Genomic DNA, 21,115 nt, shown 5'->3' with positions numbered 1-21,115 from the left:
GGTCGGCATGACCGACTTGGACGGCGCCGCTTCGTCGAGCGACAAGCCCTGGCCGGTCCGGGTCGTCAGCCAGAAGATCGGGCAGTGGATCGGGCGGCTGGGCTGGATCTGGGTCGACGGCCAGGTCGCGCAGATCACCCGGCGCCCCGGCACCAACACGGTGTTCCTCACCCTGCGCGACCCGTCGGCCGACCTGAGCCTGACCGTCACCACCAACCGCGACGTCGTCGACCTCGGCGCGCCCGGGCTCTCCGACGGCGCGCGGATCGTCGTGCACGCCCGCCCCGAGTTCTACGCCGCGCGGGGTTCGCTGAGCCTGCGCGCCGACGAGGTCCGCCAGGTCGGGCTGGGCGAGCTGCTGGCCCGCCTCGAACAGGTGAAAAAGCTGCTGCAGGCCGAGGGTCTCTTCGCCCGGGAGCGCAAGCGCCGCCTGCCGTTCCTGCCGCGCCGGGTCGGCCTGGTGACCGGCCGGGCCAGCGCCGCCGAGCGCGACGTGCTCACCAACGCCCGCCGGCGCTGGCCGACGGTGGACTTCCGGGTCATCAACGTGGCCGTTCAAGGGCCTTCCGCGGTACCGCAAATCATCGACGCGCTCGCCGTCCTCGACCGCGACGAGACGATCGACGTCATCGTCCTGGCCCGCGGCGGCGGTTCGGTCGAGGACCTGCTGCCCTTCTCCGACGAGGCGCTGTGCCGGGCGGTCTTCGCCTGCCGCACCCCGATCGTCTCGGCCGTCGGCCACGAGACGGACGTGCCACTGGTCGACTTCGTCGCCGACGTGCGCGCCTCCACGCCCACGGATGCGGCCAAACGGATCGTCCCCGACCTCGCCGAGGAGCTACGCCTGATCGGCCAGGCCAAGCAGCGCCTCGACCGCGCCCTGCGCGGCCTGCTCGACCGCGAGCAGCACCGCCTCGACGCGCTGCGCTCCCGCCCGTCGATCGCCCGCCCGCTCACCATGGTCGACACCCGCGCCGCCGACGTCACCGCCCTGCGCGACCGCGCCGCCCGCAGCCTGGCCCACCGCCTGGACCGGGCCGGCTCCGAGCTCGGGCACACCCTGGCCCGCCTGCGCACCTTGTCACCGCTGGCCACCCTCCAGCGCGGCTACGCCATCGTCCAGCGCGACGACGGCACGGTCGTCCGCGCACCCTCCGACGTGGCCGCCAAGGACGCGCTGCGCATCCGGCTCGCCGACGGCACCCTGTCCGCGATCGTGGAGGGCTGAACATGTCCCGCCGTTTGCAGGACTACATGCTGGCCAGCGCGAGCACCGGCCGCACCGTGGAGCGCGCCGGCCCGTTCACAGTGACGATCACCGAGCACGACCCCAACGTCTACCTGAACTACGCCATCCCCGACCCCTTCGCGTCCCCGACCCCCGCCGACGTGGCCGCCCTCCGCGCCGCCTTCGCCGCCCACGACCGGGTGCCCCGCCTGGAGTACCTGCCGGGCCTGGCCCCCGACGTCGAGCCGGCCCTGCTGTCCGCCGGCTTCACCGTCGCCGACCGGCTACCCCTCATGTCATGCGCTCCGGGCGACGAACTCGACCAGCCGCTCCCGGCCGGCATCGTGCTCGTGACTCCCGCGACGGACGACGAGGTCCTGGCCATGCTCTCCGCGCAACACGAGGCCTTCGGCGAGCCGCCACCTTCGCCGCCCCACGTCGCCGCCACCCGCTCGAAGGCCGCCGCGGGCCAGCTCCAGCTCCTAGCGCAGGACACCACCACCGGCGAGCCGGCCGGCGGCGGCGTGGCGGTCGCGGTACGGGACGGCATCAGCGAGATCGCCGGCATCGCAGTCCGCCCGAAGTACGAACGCCGCGGCCTCGGCGGCGCCCTCACCCTGCACCTGACCCGGTCCGCCTTCACCGCCGGCGCAACCTTGACCTTCCTGACCCCGGCCGGCGACGCGCAGGAGCGCGTCTACGCCCGGGTCGGCTACCGCCGCACCGACTCAGTACTGTTCCTTTCCGGAGAGGGAATCGCCCCGTGACCGAGAACGCCGCCGTGACGTACGAGCAGGCCCGCGCCGAGCTCGCCACCGTCGTCGAACGCCTCGAGTCGGGCGGCTCAACCCTCGAGGAGTCCCTGGCTTTGTGGGAGCGCGGCGAGGAACTGGCCGCCATCTGCCAGCGCTGGCTCGACGCGGCCCGCGCCCGCCTCACCCCACCCGCCAACTCCTAACCCCCTCCGCCCCCACTCCCCCCACCACCGCCCGGCCCCACGCCCCCGACTCCACGCCACCCTCGCCCCACACCGCGCCCGCGCCGCGCCGCCGTCGCCCGGCCGCCCGCGCCCCGCGCCGCACTCGCCCCGCCGCACTCGCCCCAGCACCGCACTCACCCCGCGCTGTGCCCGACGCAGCCCGAGCCCGCCGTATCCTCGCGCTCGCCCCGCAGCGCTCTTCCCGAGCACCGCTTCCCCGGCCGCTGGCACCGCTCCCACTCTGCCCGCGCCTGGGCCAACTTCGCCCAAATAATATGATTTCCGGATATTTCGCCTGGCAGGCGGGAAATCCGTTAAACCCGATCTGGGAGGACTTGGCGCGCGGTATATCTCCGTGATCATGCGGGTTGCCACGGCCGCACCGCGGTTCGCCATGATCGCGGAAACATAAGGTACACGGGTGTACATGTTTGCTCCACGATCATGAAAAACCGGTGGTGTCGGTGGCGAGTCCGGCATGATCACGGAGAGTTTCGGTCGCATCGGGGCGCCAGTGTCCCTACGCCGTGGCCCGCCAGGGCCCGACACGAGTTCAGCGATAAGTCCAGACGCTTCGCATCCGGACTTATCGGACTTATCGCCCGACAGGCGAAAAATCCGATATGTCGCGGCGACGGAGTCGCCCGACATATCGGCACAACCGCAACTGGCTCGCGTAACGCCGCATCGCCGAGACGCCGCCGCGCCGCTGGCCGCCGCCCGCAAGCCGCAGCCCGCCGCCGCGCGACCGAAGGCCGCCACCCCGCCGCAAGCCGCTGCCGCAAGCCGCTGCCGCAAGCCGCTGCCGCAAGCCGCCGCGCCAGCCGCAGACCGTCCCCGGCCCGTCGCTGACCCCCGTAGCCGCAGGCCGCCGCGCAACCCGGGGCCGCCGCGCCCCGCAAGCCGCAGACTGACCCGCCCCGCCGCTGGCCCCCGTAGCCGCAGGCGCCGTGCGGCAGCACGGGGAGGCTGGGGCGCACGGGCTGCGGGAGGGTGGTGCGGGGTGAGGGCTGGGCCGCGGGGTGGGGCCCCGCGGCGCTGCCGGAGGATTAGGAGAAGTCGACGAGGGAGTAGGCGCGCAGCTTCTCCAGGCGGTGGAACGAGTCGATCCAGCGGATCGTGCCGGAGCGGGAGCGCATGACGATGGACTGGGTGTAGGCGCCGCCGGAGCGGTAGCGGACGCCCTTGAGCAGGTCGCCGCTGGTCACGCCGGTGGCGCAGAAGAACATGTTGTCGCCGCTCACCAGGTCGTCGGTGTGCAGGACGCGCGACAGGTCGTGGCCCGCGGCCAAGGCCTTCTCGCGCTCGGTGTCATCGCGCGGCCACAGTTTGGCCTGGATGGCGCCCCCCATGCATTTTAGGGCGACCGCGGCCACGATGCCCTCCGGAGTACCGCCGACGCCCATCAGCACATCCGTCTCGCTGCCCTCGCGGGCGGCGCTGATCGCGCCCGCGATGTCGCCGTCGGAGATGAAGCGGATGCGGGCGCCGGTCTGGCGGACCTGCTGGACGAGGTCCTGGTGGCGCGGGCGGTCCAGGATGCAGACGGTGAGCTCGGAGACGCTGGAGCGCTTCACCTTGGCGATCCGCCGCAGGTTCTCCTCCACCCCGGCCTCGATGTCGACGACGTCGGCGCAGTCCGGGCCGACGGCGAGCTTCTCCATGTAGAAGACGGCCGACGGGTCGAACATCGCGCCCCGCTCGGCCACCGCCAGCACGGCCAGGGCGTTGGGCATGCCCTTGCTCATCAGTGTGGTGCCGTCCACCGGGTCGACCGCCACGTCGACCTCCGGGCCGGTGCCGTCGCCGACGGTCTCGCCGTTGTACAGCATCGGGGCGTTGTCCTTCTCGCCCTCGCCGATCACCACCGTGCCCTTCATCGGCAGGGAGTTGATCAGTAGGCGCATCGCGTCGACGGCCGCGCCGTCTCCGCCGTTCTTGTCTCCCCGGCCGACCCAGCGCCCGGCCGCCATCGCCGCCGCCTCGGTCACCCGGACGAGGTCGAGAGCCAGGTTCCGGTCCATCTCACGACTCATCGTGCACTCCTCGCGCGTCGTTGCGTGGGTGTGTTCGGTAACAGAGCAATCCTGACAGGGACCTGGCGCCCGCGGCCTGTCAAGATGGTCACGTGGCAACTCCGACACAGCAGCCGACCCGGGAGACCAGGGCCCGCCGCCCCCGGGACATGGCGCTGTCCATGCTGGTCCTGCTCGTGCCGGTGTTCCTGATCGTCGCCTTTTACCGGTATCTCGGCCACGAAACCCCGCCCACCGTCGATCCGGGCGAAGCGTATGGCTCGGTGCAGCGGGCCGGGCAGTTCGAGCTGCTCAAGCCCGAGGGCCTGCCGCCGGGCTGGCGGATCGCGTCGGCGACCTACACCGACGGCGTCCTCCGGCTCGGGTTCAACGCCCCGGACGACGGCGCCTTGCAGCTGGCCGAAAGTGCCAATCCCGCGTCGGTACTCGTGCCGGCCGTCGTCGGCCAGGACGCCCACGCCGACGGGGAGGTGACGATCGCCGGCGCGCAGTGGCAGCGCTACTCGCAGGGTCGTCCGGGCGAGCGCGCGATCGTGCAGACCACCGGCCCGCGCACAGTGATCATCGTCGGCCAGGCGAAGGAGGGCCAGCTCCAGCAGCTGGCCGAGAGCCTCAAGCCATAACGCGAGCGCTCAGGGCGTCGGGAGACCGAAGCCCACCGTCGTGCCGCTGCCCTCGATGGACTCGAGGGCGATCCAGCCGCCGTGGGCCTCGACGATCGCCTTCGAGATGGCCAGGCCCAGGCCGCTGCCCTTGATCGCGCGCTGCTGCGCGTCGGCGGTGCGGAAGAAGCGGTTGAAGATCATACCCTGCTCGTGGTCGGGGATGCCGACGCCGGTGTCGCGCACCCAGACGACGACCTCGCCGTCGCGCTCGCGGCCGGTGACCGTGATCGTGCCCGCCGGGTCGGAGAACTTGACGGCGTTGTCGAGCAGGTTCAGCACCACCCGCTCCAGCTGCTCCGCGTCGCCCTGCAGCACCGGGATGTGCTCGTCCACGTCGAGCAGGAGCTGGAGCCCGGCCGTCTCCAGCGCCGGGCGGATCGCCTCGCCGGCCGCGTCGAGCAGCTGCCGGACGTACACCGGCCCGACCGACAGGGTGAGCGTGCCCGACTCGATCCGGGAGAACGTGAGCAGGTCCTCGATGAGGTCCAGCAGGCGCCGGCCGTTGCGGTCGATAATCGCCACGATCTTGCGCTCGGTCGGGCCGAGCGCGGTCGCGTCGCTGTCGGCCAGGATCTCGGTGTACCCCCGGATGCTCGTCAACGGCGTGCGCAGCTCGTGCGAGACCGTGGCCACGAACTCGCTCTTGAGCCGGTCGAGCTCCTGCAGCTCGCTGTTGGTGCGCGCGAGCTTCTCGGCCTGCCGCTGCAGCGCCTCCTCGGCCCGGCGCCGGTCGGTGACGTCGGCGATCTGGTGCACCACGCTGGAGGCCTCGCCGCCGATCAGCGACGCGGAGTACTGGCCCCAGAGCATCGAGCCGTCGGCCCGGGTCAGCCGCAGCTGCGTGCTGACCCGGTCGGCCTCGCCGGCGACGAGCCGCTTGAGCCGCTCCTCGACCAGCGGCCGGTCGTCGTCGCAGATCATGGCGGGCAGGAGGTCGGCGGGCCCCAGGCCGGTCATCCGGGACAGCTCCTGGTTGACCTGCAGCACCCGGCCGGCCAGGTCGGTGACGGCCATGCCGACGGGCGCGTGGTCGAAGGCCGCCCGGAAGGTGAGCTCGGCGCGGCGGCGCTCGGCGAGCAGCCGCCGCTGCGACAGCGCGTGCTCGACCGCCGACCCGAGCCGGCTCAGCCGGTCCTTGAGCAGGTAGTCGACGGCGCCGTGGCGCAGCGCGTCGACGCACGCCTCCTCGCTCAGCGCGCCGCTGACCACGATGACCGGAATCTCCAGGCCGGCGGCGCGCAGCACCTCCAGCGCCTCCAGGGCGTTGAACTGCGGCAGGGAGTAGTCGGCGAGGATGACGTCGGGCGGACCGGCGACGTCGGCGAGGGCGGACCGGAACTCCGCGCGCGCCTCGACCCGCCGGCAGGTGGGCGCGAACCCGGCCCGCCGCAGCTCGTCCACGAGCATCTCGGCGTCGTCGGGGCTGTCCTCGAGGAGCAGGATCTTCATGAGCTCTGGTCGGTGAGGTTGAGGCCCAGCCAGTACGCGCCGATCTTGTTGACGGCGGCCATGAAGTGCTCCATGTCGACGGGTTTGACGATGTAGCTGTTGGCCCCCAGCTCATAGCAGGCGTGCAGGTCGCGGTCCTGGGCCGAGGAGGTGAGCATGACGACCGGGATGTGCCGGGTCCGCGGGTCGCTCTTCACCCGGCGCAGCACGTCGATGCCGTCGACCAGCGGCAGCTTGATGTCGAGGAGTACCACCTGGGGCGGTTCCTGACCGGGCGCGAAGAGGTAGTCGAGCGCCTCGGCGCCGTCGCGCGCCACGTCGACCGCGGTGCCGAACCGGCCGCGCGCGAAGGCGAGGCGGGCCAGCTCCAGGTCGTCGGGGTTGTCCTCGACGAGCAGCACCCGGTTCATCGCGCCGGCTCCAGCGCCGGTACGTGCACCGGCAGGGTGAACCAGAAGGTGGCCCCCGCCCCGGGCGCCGCGTCGGCCCAGATCTGCCCGCCGTGGCGGTGCACGATCCGGTGCGCGAGCGCGAGGCCGATCCCGGTGCCCTCGTAGTCCTCCGCCCAGTGCAGCCGCTGGAACACCTTGAACAGCTTGTCCGCGTAGCGCATGTCGAAGCCGGCGCCGTTGTCCCGCACGAAGTAGGTCGCCTCCCCGTCGCTGGTCACCTGGTGCCCGACCTCGATCCGGGCCGGGTGGGCGTCGCGGGTGTACTTCACCGCGTTGCCCAGCAGGTTGGCCACCACCTGCCGGACCAGCCGCGGGTCGCCGAGCGCGTCGGGCAGCTCGCCGACGACCAGCTCGACGTCCCGGTCGCCGCGCTCGACCGCGAGCTCCTCCCACAGCTGCGCGACGAGCCGGTCGAGGCGCACCGGGCGGCGGGCCAGCTCCTGCCGCTGCAGCCGGGAGAACGCCAGCAGCCCGTCGATGAGCTCACCCATGTGCTGGGCGCCGGCCCGGATCCGCCCGACGTACCGGCGGCCCCGGTCGTCCAGCACGGCCGAGTAGTCCAGCGCGAGCATCTTGGCGAAGCCGTCGACGGCGCGCAGCGGGGCCCGCAGGTCGTGCGAGACGCTGTAGGAGAACGACTCCAGCTCCGCGTTGGCCTCGCGCAGGTCGGCGGTGCGCTCCGCGACCCGCTGCTCCAGGTCGGCGTTGAGCCGGGCGATGACCTGGTCGGCCCGCCGGCGGGCGGTCACGTCCTGGGTGACCTTGACGTAGCCGCGCAGCGACCCGTCCGGCCGGCGCACGGCGCTGAGCAGCCCGTGCGCCCAGAACCGGGTGCCGTCCCGGCGCAGCCGGGGCCCGTCGATCTCGACCCGGCCCCGCTCGGCCGCCTGCGCCAGGAGGTGGCCCGGCAGCCCCGACGCGCGATCCTCGGGCGTGAAGAATCGGGTGTAGGACTCGCCGATGATTTCTTCGCCGCGGTACCCCTTGAGCCGCTCGGCGTTGCTCGACCAGCTCACCACGCGGCCGTCCGGGTCGAGCATGTAGATGGCGTAGTCGCGCGCGCCGTCCAGCAGCAGCTGCAGCAGCTCCTCCGACGAGCGCAGCCGCTCCCCGGCGGCGCGCAGCCCGGCGGTGGCGCGCTCGACCCCCTCCTCGGCCCGGCGGCGGGAGGTGGCCAGGGTGTACACCAGCGCCGCCATCACCAGCGTGAGCGCCAGGCCGCCGAAGAACATGCCGTCGTCGAGGTGGCCGTCGGCGCCGTCCAGCTCGACGCGGTGCATCAGCAGGCCCAGGCCGCCGGAGAGCAGCAGCCCGAGCGCCAGCACGCCGCAGACCTGGAGACGGACGCCCACCACGCCTGTTCACATCGGCGGTGCCCGACGGCGGTTGAGAGGTTGCGGTCCGGGTGGTTCAGCCGTTGTCGGAGGAGTGGCCGGGGAACAGGTGCGCGGCCGGGTCGATGATCACGGCGGCGTTGTTGACGGCGGTCGCCGCCTCGCCGAAGCCCACGGCGATCAGGCGGACTTTTCCTGGGTACTCGCTGATGTCTCCGGCGGCGAAGACCCTCGGCCGGTTGGTGGCCGTGGTCGAGTCGACCAGGATGTGCCGCTTGGACAGCTCCAGGCCCCAGTCGGCCAGCGGCCCGAGGTCGGCGGTGAACCCGAGCGCGGCCACCACCGTGTCGGCGGGCAGCGTGCGCACCTCCCCGCTGCGGACCACCACCTCGACCCCGCTGCAGCGGTCGTCGCCGTGGATCTTGGTGACCTCGGCGTTGACGATGATCTCGACCGGCAGCGCCTGGACCTTGGCGACGGTCGAGGCGTGCGCGCGGAACTTGTCGCGCCGGTGCACCAGGGTCACCGACTTGGCGATCGGCTGCAGCGCGAGGGCCCAGTCGAAGGCGGAGTCGCCGCCGCCGACGATGACCACGTCGTGCCCGGCCAGGTCGGCCAGGTGTGGCACGAAGAACACCAGGCCCTCGCCGGCGAACCCCTCGGCGGCGGGCAGCGGGCGGGCCGTGAAGCTGCCCAGGCCGCCGGTGATGAGCACCGCACCGCAGTGCAGCACCTGGCCGTCGGAGAGGGTGAGCACCGGCCGCTCTTCCTCATAGGACAGGCCGTCGGCCCGCACGCCGAGCAGGTACTCCGGGTTGAACTGGGCGGCCTGGTCGACGAGGTTGGCGACCAGGTCGCGGCCGCGGATGCCCGGGAAGCCGGCGACGTCGAAGATCATTTTTTCCGGGTACATCGCGGTGACCTGCCCACCCGGCTCGGGCAGCGCGTCGATGATCGCGGTGGACAGGCCTCGGAATCCCGCATAGTAGGCGGCGAACAGCCCCGCCGGTCCCGCGCCCACGATGGCGAGGTCAACTTCGCGCATGGGCCAGACGCTACGACAGGTCGGGGCCGAGTGAAAGGGTGTCGTCCGAGTTGACCGGTCGGGAGTTGCGCGGCCGGCGCCGGCGGAACAGGATCGCGGCGACCAGCCCGCCGACAAATCCGAACAAGTGCCCCTGCCAGGAGATCTCCGGGTCACCCGGCAGGACGCCGGTGAGCTGCCAGCCGTAGAGCAGACCGATCAGCAGGCCGACCGCGATGTGCCACCAGCTGCGCTCGACCACGCCGCGCATGAGGATGACGCCGAGGTACCCGAAAATCACCCCGCTGGCGCCGACCACGACGCTGTTGCCGGCCCCGGTGAACCACACCCCGACGCCGGCGACGATCGCGATGAACACCGTGGTGAGCCAGAACCGGCCGGCGCCCGCGGCCAGCACGAACGTGCCCAGCAGGATCAGCGGGATGCTGTTGGCCAGCACGTGGTCGAAGCTCACGTGCAGAAACGGCGCGAACACGATGCCGTCGAGGCCGTCGACGTGGTGGGGCCGGATGCCGCCCTCCTGGTCCAGGCGGTGCCCGGACAGGCGGTCGAAGTACTCGATGAGGAACAGCACCGGGACGAACGCGCACATGGCCACGAACGCCCGGCCGATGGAGGCGTAGAACGCCTCGGTGCCGAATCGCGTCGGGTCGGACTGCCGCTCAGGGTCGATCGCCACGCCACTGATGTAACAGGTCCGCGCAAGCGGCGCCACCGGTGGCGTGGCGATCGAGGCCCTGGCTTTTAGTACCAGCCGGAGGACTGGCTGTGCGACCACGCGCCGCACGGAGTCTTGTACCTGCTCTTGATGTAGTTCAGGCCCCAGCGGATCTGGGTCTCGGGGTTGGTCTTCCAGTCGGCGCCGACGGTGGCCATCTTGCTGCCCGGCACGGCCTGCGGGATGCCGTACGCGCCGCTGCTCTTGTTCGAGGCACTGACGTTCCAGTGGCTCTCCTTGTCCCACAGCTTCTCGAGGCAGGGCATCTGGTCGAGCCCGAAGCCGTAGGCCACGAGCACGGCGCAGCCGACCTTCTTGTTGCCCGAGTACACGTTGCAGGAGCTCGGCACCGGGTACTTCGGCGGGGAGTTCGTGGGCGGGGCGCTCGTGGTCGTCGTGGTGCGCTGGTTCGAGCGGCTCGCGGCCTCCTCGGCCTTTTTGCGGGCCTCGTCGTCGGCGGCCTTGGCCTCGGCCGAGGCGTCGGAGGCGGCGTCCTTCGCCTTCGCCAAGGCGTCGGCCTCGTCGATGTTCACCGGGTCGTGCGACGCGGACGGGGTCGCGGACGACGAGGAGAGCGGGAACGCGGCGCCGGCGGCCTTGGCCGGGCTGGCGGACGCGTCGTGCTGGGTCAGTCGGTTGGCGATCACGAGCCCGCCCAGCAGCGCCGCGAGGATCGCGACGGCCGAGATGGCCCGGACTTTGCCGACCCGGTTCCACAGCCGGATCACGAAGTCATCCATTCGTCGGGGACAGGGAAACGGTGCCGAGATCCCTTTCGGGAATGAGCCCGGACGGGATCACCCATCCGGGCCATTACGCACCGTGAGCGCCTGATGCCGATGTTCGGGCGTCACGCGCTCAAGCCCCACCTTCGCCTAGTGCATTCGAAGGTGAGAACCCAAACGCTACCTTATGTGATTCTAATCACGGCGCATTTCGGGCGGTTCCCCTGAAGTCTGGCGGCGCCTACCGCTCGAACGGCAGGTCTTCCAGCAGATCCGTGACGACCTCGGCGATCGGAGAACGCTCCGAACGGGTGAGGGTGACATGTGCGAAGAGCGGATGGCCCTTCAGCGCCTCGATCACCGCGGCGATACCGTCGTGCCGACCCACCCGGAGGTTGTCACGCTGCGCAACATCGTGGGTCAAGACCACTCGCGAGTTGGACCCGATCCGGGACAGGACGGTCAGCAGTACCCCTCGCTCAAGCGACTGCGCCTCATCGACGATGACGAATGCATCGTGCAGGCTGCGACCGCGGATGTGGGTCAGCGGCAGTACCTCGAGCATGCCCCGGGCCGCGACCTCCTCCATCACGTTGTCGTGCACGAGCGCGCCCAGCGTGTCGAAGACCGCCTGCGCCCAGGGCGACATCTTCTCGGCCTCGTTGCCGGGCAGGTAGCCCAGCTCCTGGCCGCCCACGGCGTACAACGGCCGGAAGACGATGACCTTCTTGTGCTTGCGCCGCTCCATGACGGCCTCGAGCCCCGCGCACAGCGCCAGCGCCGACTTGCCGGTGCCGGCCCGCCCGCCCAGCGACACGATGCCGACCGAGTCGTCGAGCAGCAGGTCGAGCGCGATCCGCTGCTCCGCCGAGCGACCGCGCACCCCGAACGCCTCCCGGTCGCCGCGCACCAGCCGCACCGACTTGTCCACCCCGACCCGCCCCAGCGCCGACCCGTTGGGCGAGGCGAGCACCAGCCCGGTGTGCACCGGCAGGTCCCCGGCGCCGTCCAGGTCGACGGCCTCCCCCGCGTACAGCCGCTTGACGTCGCCCTCGCCGATGCCCAGCTCCACCATGCCGGTCCAGGTGTGATCGCCGGCCGGCCCGGGCTGATACTCGTCGGCGGCCAGGCCGACGGAGCCGGCCTTCACCCGCAGCGGCATGTCCTTCGTGACCAGCAGGACGTCCTTGCCCTCGGCCTGCAGCGCGAGCGCCACGGCCAGAATCCGCGCGTCGTCGGTGTCGGCCCGGAACCCGGCCGGCAGCACGTGCTGGTCGGCGTGGTTGAGCTCGACCCACAGCGTGCCCCCCGCGTCGGTCAGCGGCAGCGGCTCGTCCAGCCGCCCGTGCTTGGCCCGCAGATCGTCCAGGAAGCGCAGCGAGCGCCGCGCGAAGTACCCCAGCTCGGGGTGGTGGCGCTTGCCTTCGAGCTCGGAGATGACCACGAGCGGCAGGACGACGTCGTGCTCGCCGAAGCGCAGGAACGCGCCGGGATCGGACAGCAGCACGGAGGTGTCCAACACGAACGTGCGCCGCAGAGGGAGGGCGGCCTCCTCGGCCTTCTTCCGGGTTCGCCGGACGGCCTTCACGGGTCGCACCGCGGGCTGCTCTGGTGTCGCGGCGGCTGGCGCCGGCTCCGCGGTGGAGGAGGGGGAGGATGCTGACGGACTACGGCGAACGGTCACGGGATCTCCGGGGGCGGGCACCTCGCCGCCCGCTCTCGCGTCCTCCGACGCCCGCACGGGGTCGGGTGCTTGGCCCCGTGGCTTCACATGCGTTCGCTCGGTCCGGGCCTCGGATGCCGGGGAAAACCCCCGCCACAGCAATGACGCTAACCGGTACCGGCAAAATCCACTAGATCGTGACCATGATTCCCAACCGATCAGGGCCTAACGCCCGACAAACTGCAGCCCTCGTGCTCTTTCCGCCCCGCTTCGCCCACTGGTCCAGCCCCCGATAAGTCGGGCGCTCCGCGCCACGACTTATCGGATTTTTCGCCCGACGGGGTATTCGCCCGATTTACCCTACACACAACGACGATGCCCCAATGCTCCGACGGACCATTGACCCCCGCAACGCTTCGCGCGGGCCGGCCAGGCACGCCACCGGAACCGATCCGGCGCCGCGCCACCACCCCGCCCAGCCACGGGTTCGCGCGAAGCGCGGTGGAGGCAGGAAGTCTCCGTGATCATGCCGCACCGCCACCGACACCAACGGTTTTTCATGATCACGGAGTGCTGATGTACCCCCGTGTACCACAAGTCTCCGGGATCATGGCAAACCCATGGTGCGGCCGCGGCAACGTGCATGATCACGGAGATATCCGCCCGCACGACGCCGGTGCGCTCCGCCGCAGCGCTTCGCGCGGGCCGAAGCAGGCGCGATCCGGCCTCGACCGGCTGGCGGGGCAACTCGGGCCGGCCGCGGCAACAACCGTCGCCAGCCGCGGCGACCGTGCGGCGAAGGACCACCGACCCGGCCTCGACGGACCACCGACCGGTCTCCACCCCGCCGCCCCGCCCGCCCCTCCCGGCCTCCCGCCCGCGCCGCGCCACCCGCCCGGCCGCCCCTCCCGCCCGGCCGCCCCTCCCGCCCGGCCGCGCCGCCGGCCGCCCGCGGCGTGGCGTGGCGCGGGAAGCCGCCTATCGGACTTTTCGCCTGTCGGGGTATAAGTCCGATAAATCCGGACGCGGAGCGTCTGGATTTATCGTTCGGGGCGGCGCTGGCAGGAGAGGCGCGGTCAGGCGCCGTAGCGGCGCTGGCGGTTGGCGTAGGAGCGCAGGGCCCGCAGGAAGTCGGTGCGGCGGAAGCTCGGCCAGTGCACGTCGCAGAAGTAGAACTCCGAGTGCGCGCTCTGCCACAGCAGGAAGCCCGACAGCCGCTGCTCCCCGCTGGTCCGGATCACCAGGTCCGGGTCGGGCAGGCCGCGCGTGTACAGGTGGTCGGAGATGTGGTCGACGTCGAGGATCTCGGCGAGCTCCTCGATCGTCGTGCCGGCCTTGGCGTGCTCGTGCAGCAGCGAGCGGACCGCGTCGGCGATCTCGCGGCGGCCGCCGTAGCCCACGGCCAGGCTCACCTGGGCGCCGCCGGTGCGGTCGACCGTCTTCTCCTCGGCCGCCTTCAGGGCGTGGGCGGTGGAGCTGGGCAGTAGGTCCAGGGCGCCGACCATGCGCAGCTGCCACGGGTTGCGCTCCGAGGCCAGGTCGGCGGCCAGGTTCTCGATGATCTGCAGGAGCGGGTCGAGCTCCTGGGCGGAGCGGGAGAGATTGTCGGTGGACAGCAGCCACAGGGTGACGTGCTTCACCCCCGCGCCGTCACACCAGCGGAGGAGCTCCTTGATCCGCTCGGCGCCGACGCGGTGGCCGTCATTGGGGTCGACATAACCCATCTCGCGCGCCCAGCGGCGGTTACCGTCGACAATCACGCCGACGTGATGCGGCTTCGGCTTGCCGAGCAGCCTTCGGGCGAGACGCTTCTCGTACAGCGCGTAAACCGCGTCACGCAGACTCACGGCAGCAAAGACTAGCGACCTCCCGGGCGAAGCAACACCGCCTGCCGGGGACTGGACAGTACCGAATCAATAAACCCACCAACGGCCGATCACCTGGGTGACCGGCCGCTGACCTGCTGTTATGTGGGGATATGGCTAGGCGTCGCCGAGGCGGGCCCGCAGGGCGTCGAGCTCGGCCCACAGGACGCCGGGCAACTTCTCGCCGAACTTCTCGAACCACTCCACGATCTGGGGTACCTCGGCACGCCACTCGGCGGGGTCCACCCGCAGTACCGCCGCCAGATCTTCCTCGGAAACGTCGAGGCCGTCGACGTCGAGCGAGCCGGGCGCCGGCACCGCGCCGATCGGGGTCTCCACGGCCGCCGCGGTGCCGTCGATGCGCTCGACGACCCACTTGAGCACCCGGGAGTTCTCGCCGAAGCCGGGCCAGAGGAAGCGCCCGTCCTCGCCGCGGCGGAACCAGTTCACGTAGAAGATCCGCGGCAGCTTGTCGGCGTCCCCGCCGTCGCCCTTGCCCATGTCGATCCAGTGCGAGAAGTAGTCACCGGCGTTGTACCCGATGAACGGCAGCATCGCCATCGGATCCCGGCGCACCACGCCGACCTGCCCGACGGCCGCGGCCGTGGTCTCACTGGACAGCGTGGCGCCCAGGTAGACGCCGTGCACCCAGTCGCGGGCCTCGGTGACCAGCGGGATCGTCGTCTTGCGCCGGCCGCCGAAGAGGATGGCGTCGATCGGCACGCCGTTGGGGTCCTGGTACTCCGGCGCCAGGATCGGGCACTGCTCGATCGGCGTGCAGAAGCGCGAGTTCGGGTGCGACGACGGGCGGTCGGACTCGGGCGTCCAGTCCTCGCCGCGCCAGTCGGTCAGGTGCGCGGGCGGCTCGCCCATGCCCTCCCACCAGATGTCCCCGTCATCGGTGAGCGCCACGTTGGTGAAGATCGAGTTGCCCTTGGCCAGGGTACGCATGGCGTTGGGGTTGGTCTTCCAGTCGGTGCCAGGCGCGACGCCGAACAGGCCGTATTCGGGGTTGACCGCGTAGAGCCGCCCGTCCTGGCCGAAGCGCATCCAGGCGATGTCGTCGCCGAGGGTCTCGACCTTCCAGCCCGGGATCGTCGGCTCCAGCATCGCCAGGTTGGTCTTGCCGCACGCGCTCGGGAAGGCCGCGGCGACGTACTTCACCGCACCGGTGGGCGCGGTCAGCTTGAGGATCAGCATGTGCTCGGCAAGCCAGCCCTCGTCGCGCCCCATGACGCTGGCGATGCGCAGCGAGTAGCACTTCTTGCCCAGCAGCGAGTTGCCGCCGTAGCCGGACCCGTAGCTCCAGATCTCCCGGGTTTCCGGGAATTGGGAGATGTACTTCGTGTCGTTGCACGGCCAGGCCACGTCCTCCTGCCCGGGCTCCAGCGGCGCGCCGACCGAGTGCAGGCAGGGGATGAACGACGCGTCGGTGCCCATCCGCTCGGTGACGGCGGCGCCCATCCGGGTCATGATCCGCATTGACGCGACGACGTACGGCGAGTCGGTGATCTCGACGCCGAACATCGGGTTCTCCGCGGTGAGCGGGCCCATGCAGAACGGGATGACGTACATGGTCCGGCCGCGCATGCACCCGTCGTACAGCTCGGTCATCCGCCGCTTCATCTCATCCGGCGCCAGCCAGTTGTTGGTCGGCCCGGAGTCGGCCTCGTCGACCGAGCAGATGAAGGTGCGCTCCTCGACCCGGGCCACGTCGGAGGGGTCGGTGCGGGCCCAGAAGGAGTTCGGCTTGGCGGCCAGGCGCACCAGGGCCCCGCGCTCGACCAGCTCGTCGGTGATGCGGCGCCACTCCTGCTCGGAGCCGTCACACCAGACCACCCGTTCGGGTGTGGTCAGCTCGGCGACCTCGCGTACCCACGCGAGCAGCTGGGGATGGGCAGTCGGTGCCTGATCCAGGCCGGACACGGAAACCGGGGCAACCATTGCGTGACTCCTCGTGGTCGGCATTGACCTACACGTGTTGGAAGATGCGCTGCAGCGCGGCGCGCGATGGTGCGAAGCGCGTCGTGAAAGTTCCAACCGATTTGGATCAGCGTATGCCGGTGAGCTGGGCCCGGCACCGCGGGAGCTTGTGAAAAGCTGCACAAGAGCCGGAGAATCTCGTGCCCGTTCGCAGAATTCCGCGCGAACTTTTCGTTTCCCGCGCACCACTGCGCAATCACTGCGTGGCTTACCCTGTGCAACGTGACGGACCTACAGTCCACGCCGCGCGCCTCGCTGGTGTCGCGGCTCTATACGCGCTTCGAAGGCCTGGTCCACGAGCTGGGCAAGTTCGGCACGATCGGCGCGGTGACCTTCGTCATCGATACGGGCGTGTTCAACCTGCTCTACCACCTCATGCCACCGATCGCCGCCGGCACCGTGTCGATGACGGTCGCGGCGTCGGCCGCGTTCCTCGGCAACCGGTTCTGGACCTGGCGCCACCGGGCGCGCACCGACCTCCGCCGTGAATACGCTCTGTATTTCCTCTTTAACCTCTGCGGATGGGGCATCGCGATGGCCTGCCTGTGGGTGTCCCACTACGGCCTGGGGTACACCTCGCAGCTGGCCGACAACATCGCCAAGAACGGAGTTGGGCTGGTCCTGGGCACGACGTTCCGGTTTCTGTCGTACCGCCACATCGTCTTCCGTAAGCAGCCGGAGCACGAGCCCGCGGGGTGACCTGGCCCGCATCCGGCGGCCAGGGCGCACGGGGTTTGGTCGCTTACCGTAAGGTGGGCCGGTGCGCTTTGCCAGCAGTCTTCGCGATCGTTACATCCCTGAGCGGTACCGCTCACTAGCGACCGAGCTGTTCAAGTTCGCGGCGGTCGGCGCGGTGAACACGGTCGTCGACTTCGCCCTGGTCAACGTCCTGCTGTTCGTCGGCCCGCTGAAGGCCAAGATCGTGGCGGCGGTCGTCGCGACGACGGTGTCCTATGTGCTCAACCGGCAGTGGACCTATCAGGACCGCGACCGCACCGGGGTGCGCCGCGAATATGCCATGTTCTTCGCCCTCAACGGCGTCGGCCTGCTGATCCAGGAGGCCGGGCTCGCGGTGGCCAAGTATGGCCTGCACTTCAGCGAGTCCAACCCGGGCGACCGGCTGGCGTTCAACATCGCCAACGCCGTCGGCATCGGGCTCGCGATGATCTTCCGATTCTGGGCGTACCGCACGTTCGTCTTCACCGCCGGCAAGCAGCCCGCCCTCAGCGCCGAGGAGCGCGAGATCGAGGCCCTGGAGGTGGCGTTCTCCGAGACCGCGGTCGTCGCGCCGGACGAGCGCCAGATGGAGCAGCTGGAGGCGGCGTTCAAGGACTCCGCGGTGCCGGCCCCGGCGCCCCGGCAGCCGGCCGACGAGCTGGAGACCCCCGCCGCGAAGCGCTGACGCGCCGCTCCGGCGGGGGCCGGCTCAGTCTCAGTCGTTCTTGATCTCTTTGACGAGCGCGTCGCGGTCGTCGTCGCCGAAGGTGTGCTTCTGCCGGTCGGCGTCGACCAGCTCGTAGAGCACGCTCTGGGTCTTCTCCACCTGCGGCAGGTCCGTGAGCTGGACCTGACCCCGCTCACCGGCCGACTCGATCGTCAGCGTGCCGCAGCCGAGCATGCGCTCGAACAGCGTGTGCGAGAACGACACGTCGTTGACCCGGCCCAGCGGGATGTCGCGGCCGCTGCGCGAGAACACGCCGCTGCGCATGATCACCCGCTCGTTGGTGAAGACATAGTGCGTGGTCCGCCACTTGATCCACGGCCACACGGTGACCACCACGATCAGCACGACCGCCACGCCGGCCAGGATGAGCAGCACGATCGCGGCCCAGCCGGTGAAGATCGCGGCCGCGATGACGGCCGCGACGGCCAGGACCGTCCAGACCACCGGCAGGAACAGCGCCTTCCAGTGGGGGTGCAGGTGCAGCACCACCTGCTCGTCCTTGGTCAGGACGCTTTCCGGGAACCCCACGCCAACCCCTCCTCGTTCATGAATGTCGCAGGTGAGGCTAGACCCTGGGCGCCACTGCGCGGCATTGACTACCCGGTCGTATCCAACCGCGCGTGTACGACATCCCCGGCGGCGATCGCGTGCACCGTGCCGAACCGGTCGCTGACCTGTAGCCGGCCGTCGCCGTCCACCCCCGTGGCCAGGCCCTCCAGCGCCCCGCCGCCGGGCAGCTCGGCGCGGATCCGGCGGCCGATCGTGCCGCAGTGGAAGACGTACGCCTCCCGCAGCCCCGACGCCTCCGGGTCGCCGTCGTGGTCGGTAAAGCGGGAGTACCACTCGGCCATCGCGCGCAGCAGCGCCCGCAGCAGCGGGTCGCGGTCGGTGCTCTCCGCCCCGCCGAGCGCGAGCGACGTGGCGTCGGGGCGCGGCAGCTCGGGCTCGCGCAGCGTGGTGTTGAGCCCGATGCCCACCACCACGGCCCCGTCGCCGACCGCCTCGGCGAGGATGCCGGCCGTCTTGCGGTCGCCGTGCAGCAGCAGGTCGTTGGGCCACTTCAGGTACGCGTCGACGCGTGCCACCCGGCGCACCGACTCGGTCAGCGCGACCCCGGCGAGCAGCGGCAGCCAGCCCAGCCGCCCCACCGGTACCGCGGGGCGCAGCAGCACGCTCACCGCGATGCCGGCCCGGGCCGGGGACTGCCACTGCCGGCCCAGCCGGCCGCGCCCGGCGGTCTGCCGCTCGGCGACGATGACCAGCCCCTCGGGCGCGCCCTCGCGGGCCGCGGCCGTGACGTCGGCGTTGGTCGAGCCGGTCTCCTCGACGACCCGCAGGTCGGTCCACAGCCCGCCGGGCACGACCAGCGCTCGGCGCAGCGCCGCCGCGTGCAGCGGGGGACGATCGAGGTCCGAGTACGCACCGGTGGAAATGTTCACAAGCCGACCCTATGCCGGCCCAACTACGATGCCGAGCGTGACCACTGAGCAGGTCGGTACCCACGCCGGCAGCACCAGCGACATCCACACGACGGCCGGAAAGCTCGCCGACCTGGTTCGCCGCTCCGAGGAGGCGGTCCACGCCGGCTCCGCCCGCGCCGTGGAGAAACAGCACGCCCGGGGCAAGAAGACCGCCCGCGAGCGCATCGACCTGCTGCTCGACCCGGGCTCGTTCGTGGAGCTCGACGAGCTGGCCCGGCACCGGTCCACCGCCTTCGGCCTGGAGAAGACCCGGCCGTACGGCGACGGCGTCGTCAGCGGCTACGGCACCGTCGACGGCCGCCAGGTGTGCGTGTTCGCGCAGGATTTCACCATCTTCGGCGGCAGCCTCGGCGAGGTGTTCGGCGAGAAGATCGTCAAGGTCATGGACCTGGCCATGAAGATCGGCTGCCCGGTCGTCGGCATCAACGACAGCGGCGGCGCGCGCATCCAGGAGGGCGTCGTCTCGCTCGGCCTGTACGGCGAGATCTTCTTCCGCAACGTCCGCGCCTCGGGCGTCATCCCCCAGATCTCGCTGATCATGGGCCCGTGCGCCGGCGGCGCGGTCTACTCCCCCGCTGTCACCGACTTCACCGTCATGGTCGACCAGACCTCGCACATGTTCATCACCGGCCCGGACGTCATCAAGACGGTGACCGGCGAGGACGTCGGGTTCGAGGAGCTGGGCGGCGCGCGCACGCACAACACGAAGTCGGGCAACGCGCACTACCTCGCCGCCGACGAGGACGACGCGATCGAATACGTGCGCGCCCTGCTCTCCTACCTGCCGTCCAACAACATGGACGACGCCCCCGTCGTGCCCGCCCCGGCGGCGCTGGAGGTCACCGACGAGGACCTGGCGCTCGACAGCGTCATCCCGGACTCGGCGAACCAGCCGTACGACGTCCACCTGGTGATCGAGGCGATCGTCGAGGATTTCCTCGAGGTGCAGCCCCTGTTCGCGCAGAACATCGTGGTCGGCTTCGGCCGCGTCGAGGGCCACCCCGTCGGCATCGTGGCCAACCAGCCCATGCACTTCGCCGGCTGCCTGGACATCGACGCCTCGGAGAAGGCGGCCCGCTTCGTGCGCACCTGCGACGCCTTCAACATCCCGATCCTCACGTTCGTGGACGTGCCAGGATTCCTGCCGGGCGCGAGCCAGGAGTGGGACGGCATCATCCGCCGCGGCGCCAAGCTCCTCTACGCCTACGCCGAGGCGACGGTACCGAAGGTGACGGTCATCACCCGCAAGGCCTACGGCGGCGCCTACGACGTCATGGGCTCCAAGCACCTGGGCGCCGACCTCAACTTCGCCTGGCCGACGGCCCAGATCGCGGTGATGGGCGCCCAGGGCGCGGTGAACATCCTGTACCGCCAGGAGCTGCGCGACTCCGCCGACCCGGCCACGACACGCGCCGAGCTGATCCAGGAGTACGAGGACACGCTGGCCAACCCGTACATCGCCGCCGAGCGCGGCTACGTCGACAGCGTCATCCCCCCGTCGACGACCCGCGTCGAGATCGTCCGCGCCCTGCGCCTGCTGCGCACCAAGCGCGAATCCCTCCCCCCGAAGAAGCACGGCAACATCCCTCTATAGCACAAACCCTCACGTCGGATATGTCGGGCGCAAAGAGCGCGCCCGACATATCCGACATTTCGTATTTGCCCGACTCTGCGGGGCGCAGACCACTCGCACGTGCCACTTCGCGCCACAACGGCCGATCCGCCACCAACACGCGGGCCAACTCAAGCCACGACAGCCATTCCGCCGGCGACGCACGGACCGATTCGGGCCACAACGGCCGATTCGCCGCCAGCACGCGGGCAAACTCAGCCCACAACAGACGATCCGCCGCCAGTCCGCACGCCTCCGCGCGCCGCGATGTCCTGCTGCACCACCACGTCTCCCGGCTTCTTCCACGATCCGCGCCGCCGCCCTCACCCTCCGCGCGGCACGAACCCACCCGACGCTGCGTTATGTCTCCACGATCATGCTGAACCGGCCGCGCGCACACGCGTTTTTCATGATCACGGAGCCAAAACGTACGCCT

19 protein-coding genes are annotated in these 21,115 nt (G+C 70.8%); 7 read left to right on the top strand and 12 right to left on the bottom strand.

Annotation, left to right across the window (positions count from 1 at the left end; all coding sequences use genetic code 11):
• Window positions 1-7 precede the first annotated feature (7 nt).
• From xseA to ACQPXD_RS04530, 3 genes are read left to right on the top strand one after another with little or no spacing between them, the layout of a single operon-like run.
• Window positions 8-1,228, top strand: coding sequence for an exodeoxyribonuclease VII large subunit (gene xseA, locus ACQPXD_RS04540; protein ID WP_432835108.1), 1,221 nt, complete (start codon window positions 8-10; stop codon window positions 1,226-1,228).
• 2 nt (window positions 1,229-1,230) lie between these two features.
• Window positions 1,231-1,995, top strand: coding sequence for a GNAT family N-acetyltransferase (locus tag ACQPXD_RS04535; RefSeq protein ID WP_432835106.1), 765 nt, complete (start codon window positions 1,231-1,233; stop codon window positions 1,993-1,995).
• Window positions 1,992-2,186 (top strand): exodeoxyribonuclease VII small subunit, encoded by a 195-nt coding sequence (locus ACQPXD_RS04530; protein ID WP_432835104.1) that lies wholly within the window; start codon window positions 1,992-1,994, stop codon window positions 2,184-2,186. The genes ACQPXD_RS04535 and ACQPXD_RS04530 overlap by 4 nt, the downstream gene beginning before the upstream one ends.
• 1,070 nt (window positions 2,187-3,256) lie before the next feature.
• On the opposite strand, the gene glpX is transcribed toward ACQPXD_RS04530, so the two are convergent.
• Entirely contained in the window at window positions 3,257-4,243 is a 987-nt protein-coding gene (gene glpX, locus ACQPXD_RS04525; RefSeq protein WP_432835102.1) for a class II fructose-bisphosphatase, read from the bottom strand.
• Between the two features lie 92 nt (window positions 4,244-4,335).
• On the opposite strand from glpX, the gene ACQPXD_RS04520 reads away from it, so the two are divergent.
• Complete coding sequence (locus ACQPXD_RS04520) at window positions 4,336-4,866, top strand: DUF4245 domain-containing protein (RefSeq protein WP_432835100.1); 531 nt, start codon at window positions 4,336-4,338, stop codon at window positions 4,864-4,866.
• 9 nt (window positions 4,867-4,875) lie between these two features.
• Here ACQPXD_RS04520 and ACQPXD_RS04515 read toward each other — a convergent pair whose 3' ends face one another.
• The 9 genes from ACQPXD_RS04515 to ACQPXD_RS04475 form a co-directional block, all read right to left on the bottom strand.
• Window positions 4,876-6,357 carry an ATP-binding protein gene (locus tag ACQPXD_RS04515; RefSeq protein WP_432835098.1) on the bottom strand — a complete coding sequence of 494 codons (1,482 nt, stop codon included), beginning with the start codon at window positions 6,355-6,357 and terminating at the stop codon, window positions 4,876-4,878.
• Entirely contained in the window at window positions 6,354-6,767 is a 414-nt protein-coding gene (locus ACQPXD_RS04510; protein ID WP_432835096.1) for a response regulator, read from the bottom strand. Before ACQPXD_RS04510 ends, ACQPXD_RS04515 begins: the two co-directional genes overlap by 4 nt.
• On the bottom strand, window positions 6,764-8,164 hold the full coding sequence (locus ACQPXD_RS04505) for a sensor histidine kinase (RefSeq protein ID WP_432835094.1): 1,401 nt from the start codon (window positions 8,162-8,164) through the stop codon (window positions 6,764-6,766). Before ACQPXD_RS04505 ends, ACQPXD_RS04510 begins: the two co-directional genes overlap by 4 nt.
• Before the next feature lie 55 nt (window positions 8,165-8,219).
• Window positions 8,220-9,188 (bottom strand): NAD(P)/FAD-dependent oxidoreductase, encoded by a 969-nt coding sequence (locus ACQPXD_RS04500; protein WP_432835092.1) that lies wholly within the window; start codon window positions 9,186-9,188, stop codon window positions 8,220-8,222.
• 10 nt (window positions 9,189-9,198) lie between these two features.
• The gene (locus tag ACQPXD_RS04495) at window positions 9,199-9,867 is read right to left on the bottom strand and encodes a rhomboid family intramembrane serine protease (RefSeq protein ID WP_432835090.1); all 669 of its coding nucleotides are present in this window, start codon (window positions 9,865-9,867) and stop codon (window positions 9,199-9,201) included.
• A gap of 65 nt (window positions 9,868-9,932) precedes the next feature.
• The gene (locus ACQPXD_RS04490; RefSeq protein WP_432835088.1) at window positions 9,933-10,646 is read right to left on the bottom strand and encodes a lytic transglycosylase domain-containing protein; all 714 of its coding nucleotides are present in this window, start codon (window positions 10,644-10,646) and stop codon (window positions 9,933-9,935) included.
• Between the two features lie 226 nt (window positions 10,647-10,872).
• Complete coding sequence (locus ACQPXD_RS04485) at window positions 10,873-12,219, bottom strand: PhoH family protein (RefSeq protein WP_432843632.1); 1,347 nt, start codon at window positions 12,217-12,219, stop codon at window positions 10,873-10,875.
• A 1,151-nt stretch (window positions 12,220-13,370) separates the two neighbouring features.
• Window positions 13,371-14,141 carry an isoprenyl transferase gene (locus ACQPXD_RS04480; RefSeq protein WP_432835086.1) on the bottom strand — a complete coding sequence of 257 codons (771 nt, stop codon included), beginning with the start codon at window positions 14,139-14,141 and terminating at the stop codon, window positions 13,371-13,373.
• A gap of 135 nt (window positions 14,142-14,276) precedes the next feature.
• Window positions 14,277-16,103, bottom strand: a complete 1,827-nt coding sequence (locus ACQPXD_RS04475) for a phosphoenolpyruvate carboxykinase (GTP) (protein WP_432835084.1) — start codon at window positions 16,101-16,103, stop codon at window positions 14,277-14,279.
• A 261-nt stretch (window positions 16,104-16,364) separates the two neighbouring features.
• Here ACQPXD_RS04475 and ACQPXD_RS04470 point away from each other — a divergent pair, with 261 nt between their 5' ends.
• Both ACQPXD_RS04470 and ACQPXD_RS04465 read left to right on the top strand, forming a co-directional pair.
• The gene (locus tag ACQPXD_RS04470) at window positions 16,365-16,841 is read left to right on the top strand and encodes a GtrA family protein (protein WP_432835082.1); all 477 of its coding nucleotides are present in this window, start codon (window positions 16,365-16,367) and stop codon (window positions 16,839-16,841) included.
• A 61-nt stretch (window positions 16,842-16,902) separates the two neighbouring features.
• A complete protein-coding gene (locus ACQPXD_RS04465; RefSeq protein ID WP_432835081.1) occupies window positions 16,903-17,544 on the top strand; it encodes a GtrA family protein in 642 nt (213 codons plus the stop codon).
• Between the two features lie 30 nt (window positions 17,545-17,574).
• Here ACQPXD_RS04465 and ACQPXD_RS04460 read toward each other — a convergent pair whose 3' ends face one another.
• Entirely contained in the window at window positions 17,575-18,114 is a 540-nt protein-coding gene (locus ACQPXD_RS04460; protein ID WP_432835079.1) for a PH domain-containing protein, read from the bottom strand.
• 68 nt (window positions 18,115-18,182) lie between these two features.
• Complete coding sequence (locus tag ACQPXD_RS04455; RefSeq protein WP_432843630.1) at window positions 18,183-19,019, bottom strand: biotin--[acetyl-CoA-carboxylase] ligase; 837 nt, start codon at window positions 19,017-19,019, stop codon at window positions 18,183-18,185.
• A gap of 34 nt (window positions 19,020-19,053) precedes the next feature.
• Between ACQPXD_RS04455 and ACQPXD_RS04450 the strand changes: the two genes are divergently transcribed.
• The gene (locus ACQPXD_RS04450) at window positions 19,054-20,661 is read left to right on the top strand and encodes an acyl-CoA carboxylase subunit beta (RefSeq protein ID WP_432835077.1); all 1,608 of its coding nucleotides are present in this window, start codon (window positions 19,054-19,056) and stop codon (window positions 20,659-20,661) included.
• Window positions 20,662-21,115 lie beyond the last annotated feature (454 nt).

It is taken from the genome of Dactylosporangium sp. CA-092794 (assembly GCF_050948465.1).
Classification (GTDB): domain Bacteria; phylum Actinomycetota; class Actinomycetes; order Mycobacteriales; family Micromonosporaceae; genus Dactylosporangium.
The sequence above is the reverse complement of the archived record's forward strand: the minus strand, read 5'-3'. Positions and strand labels throughout refer to the sequence as shown.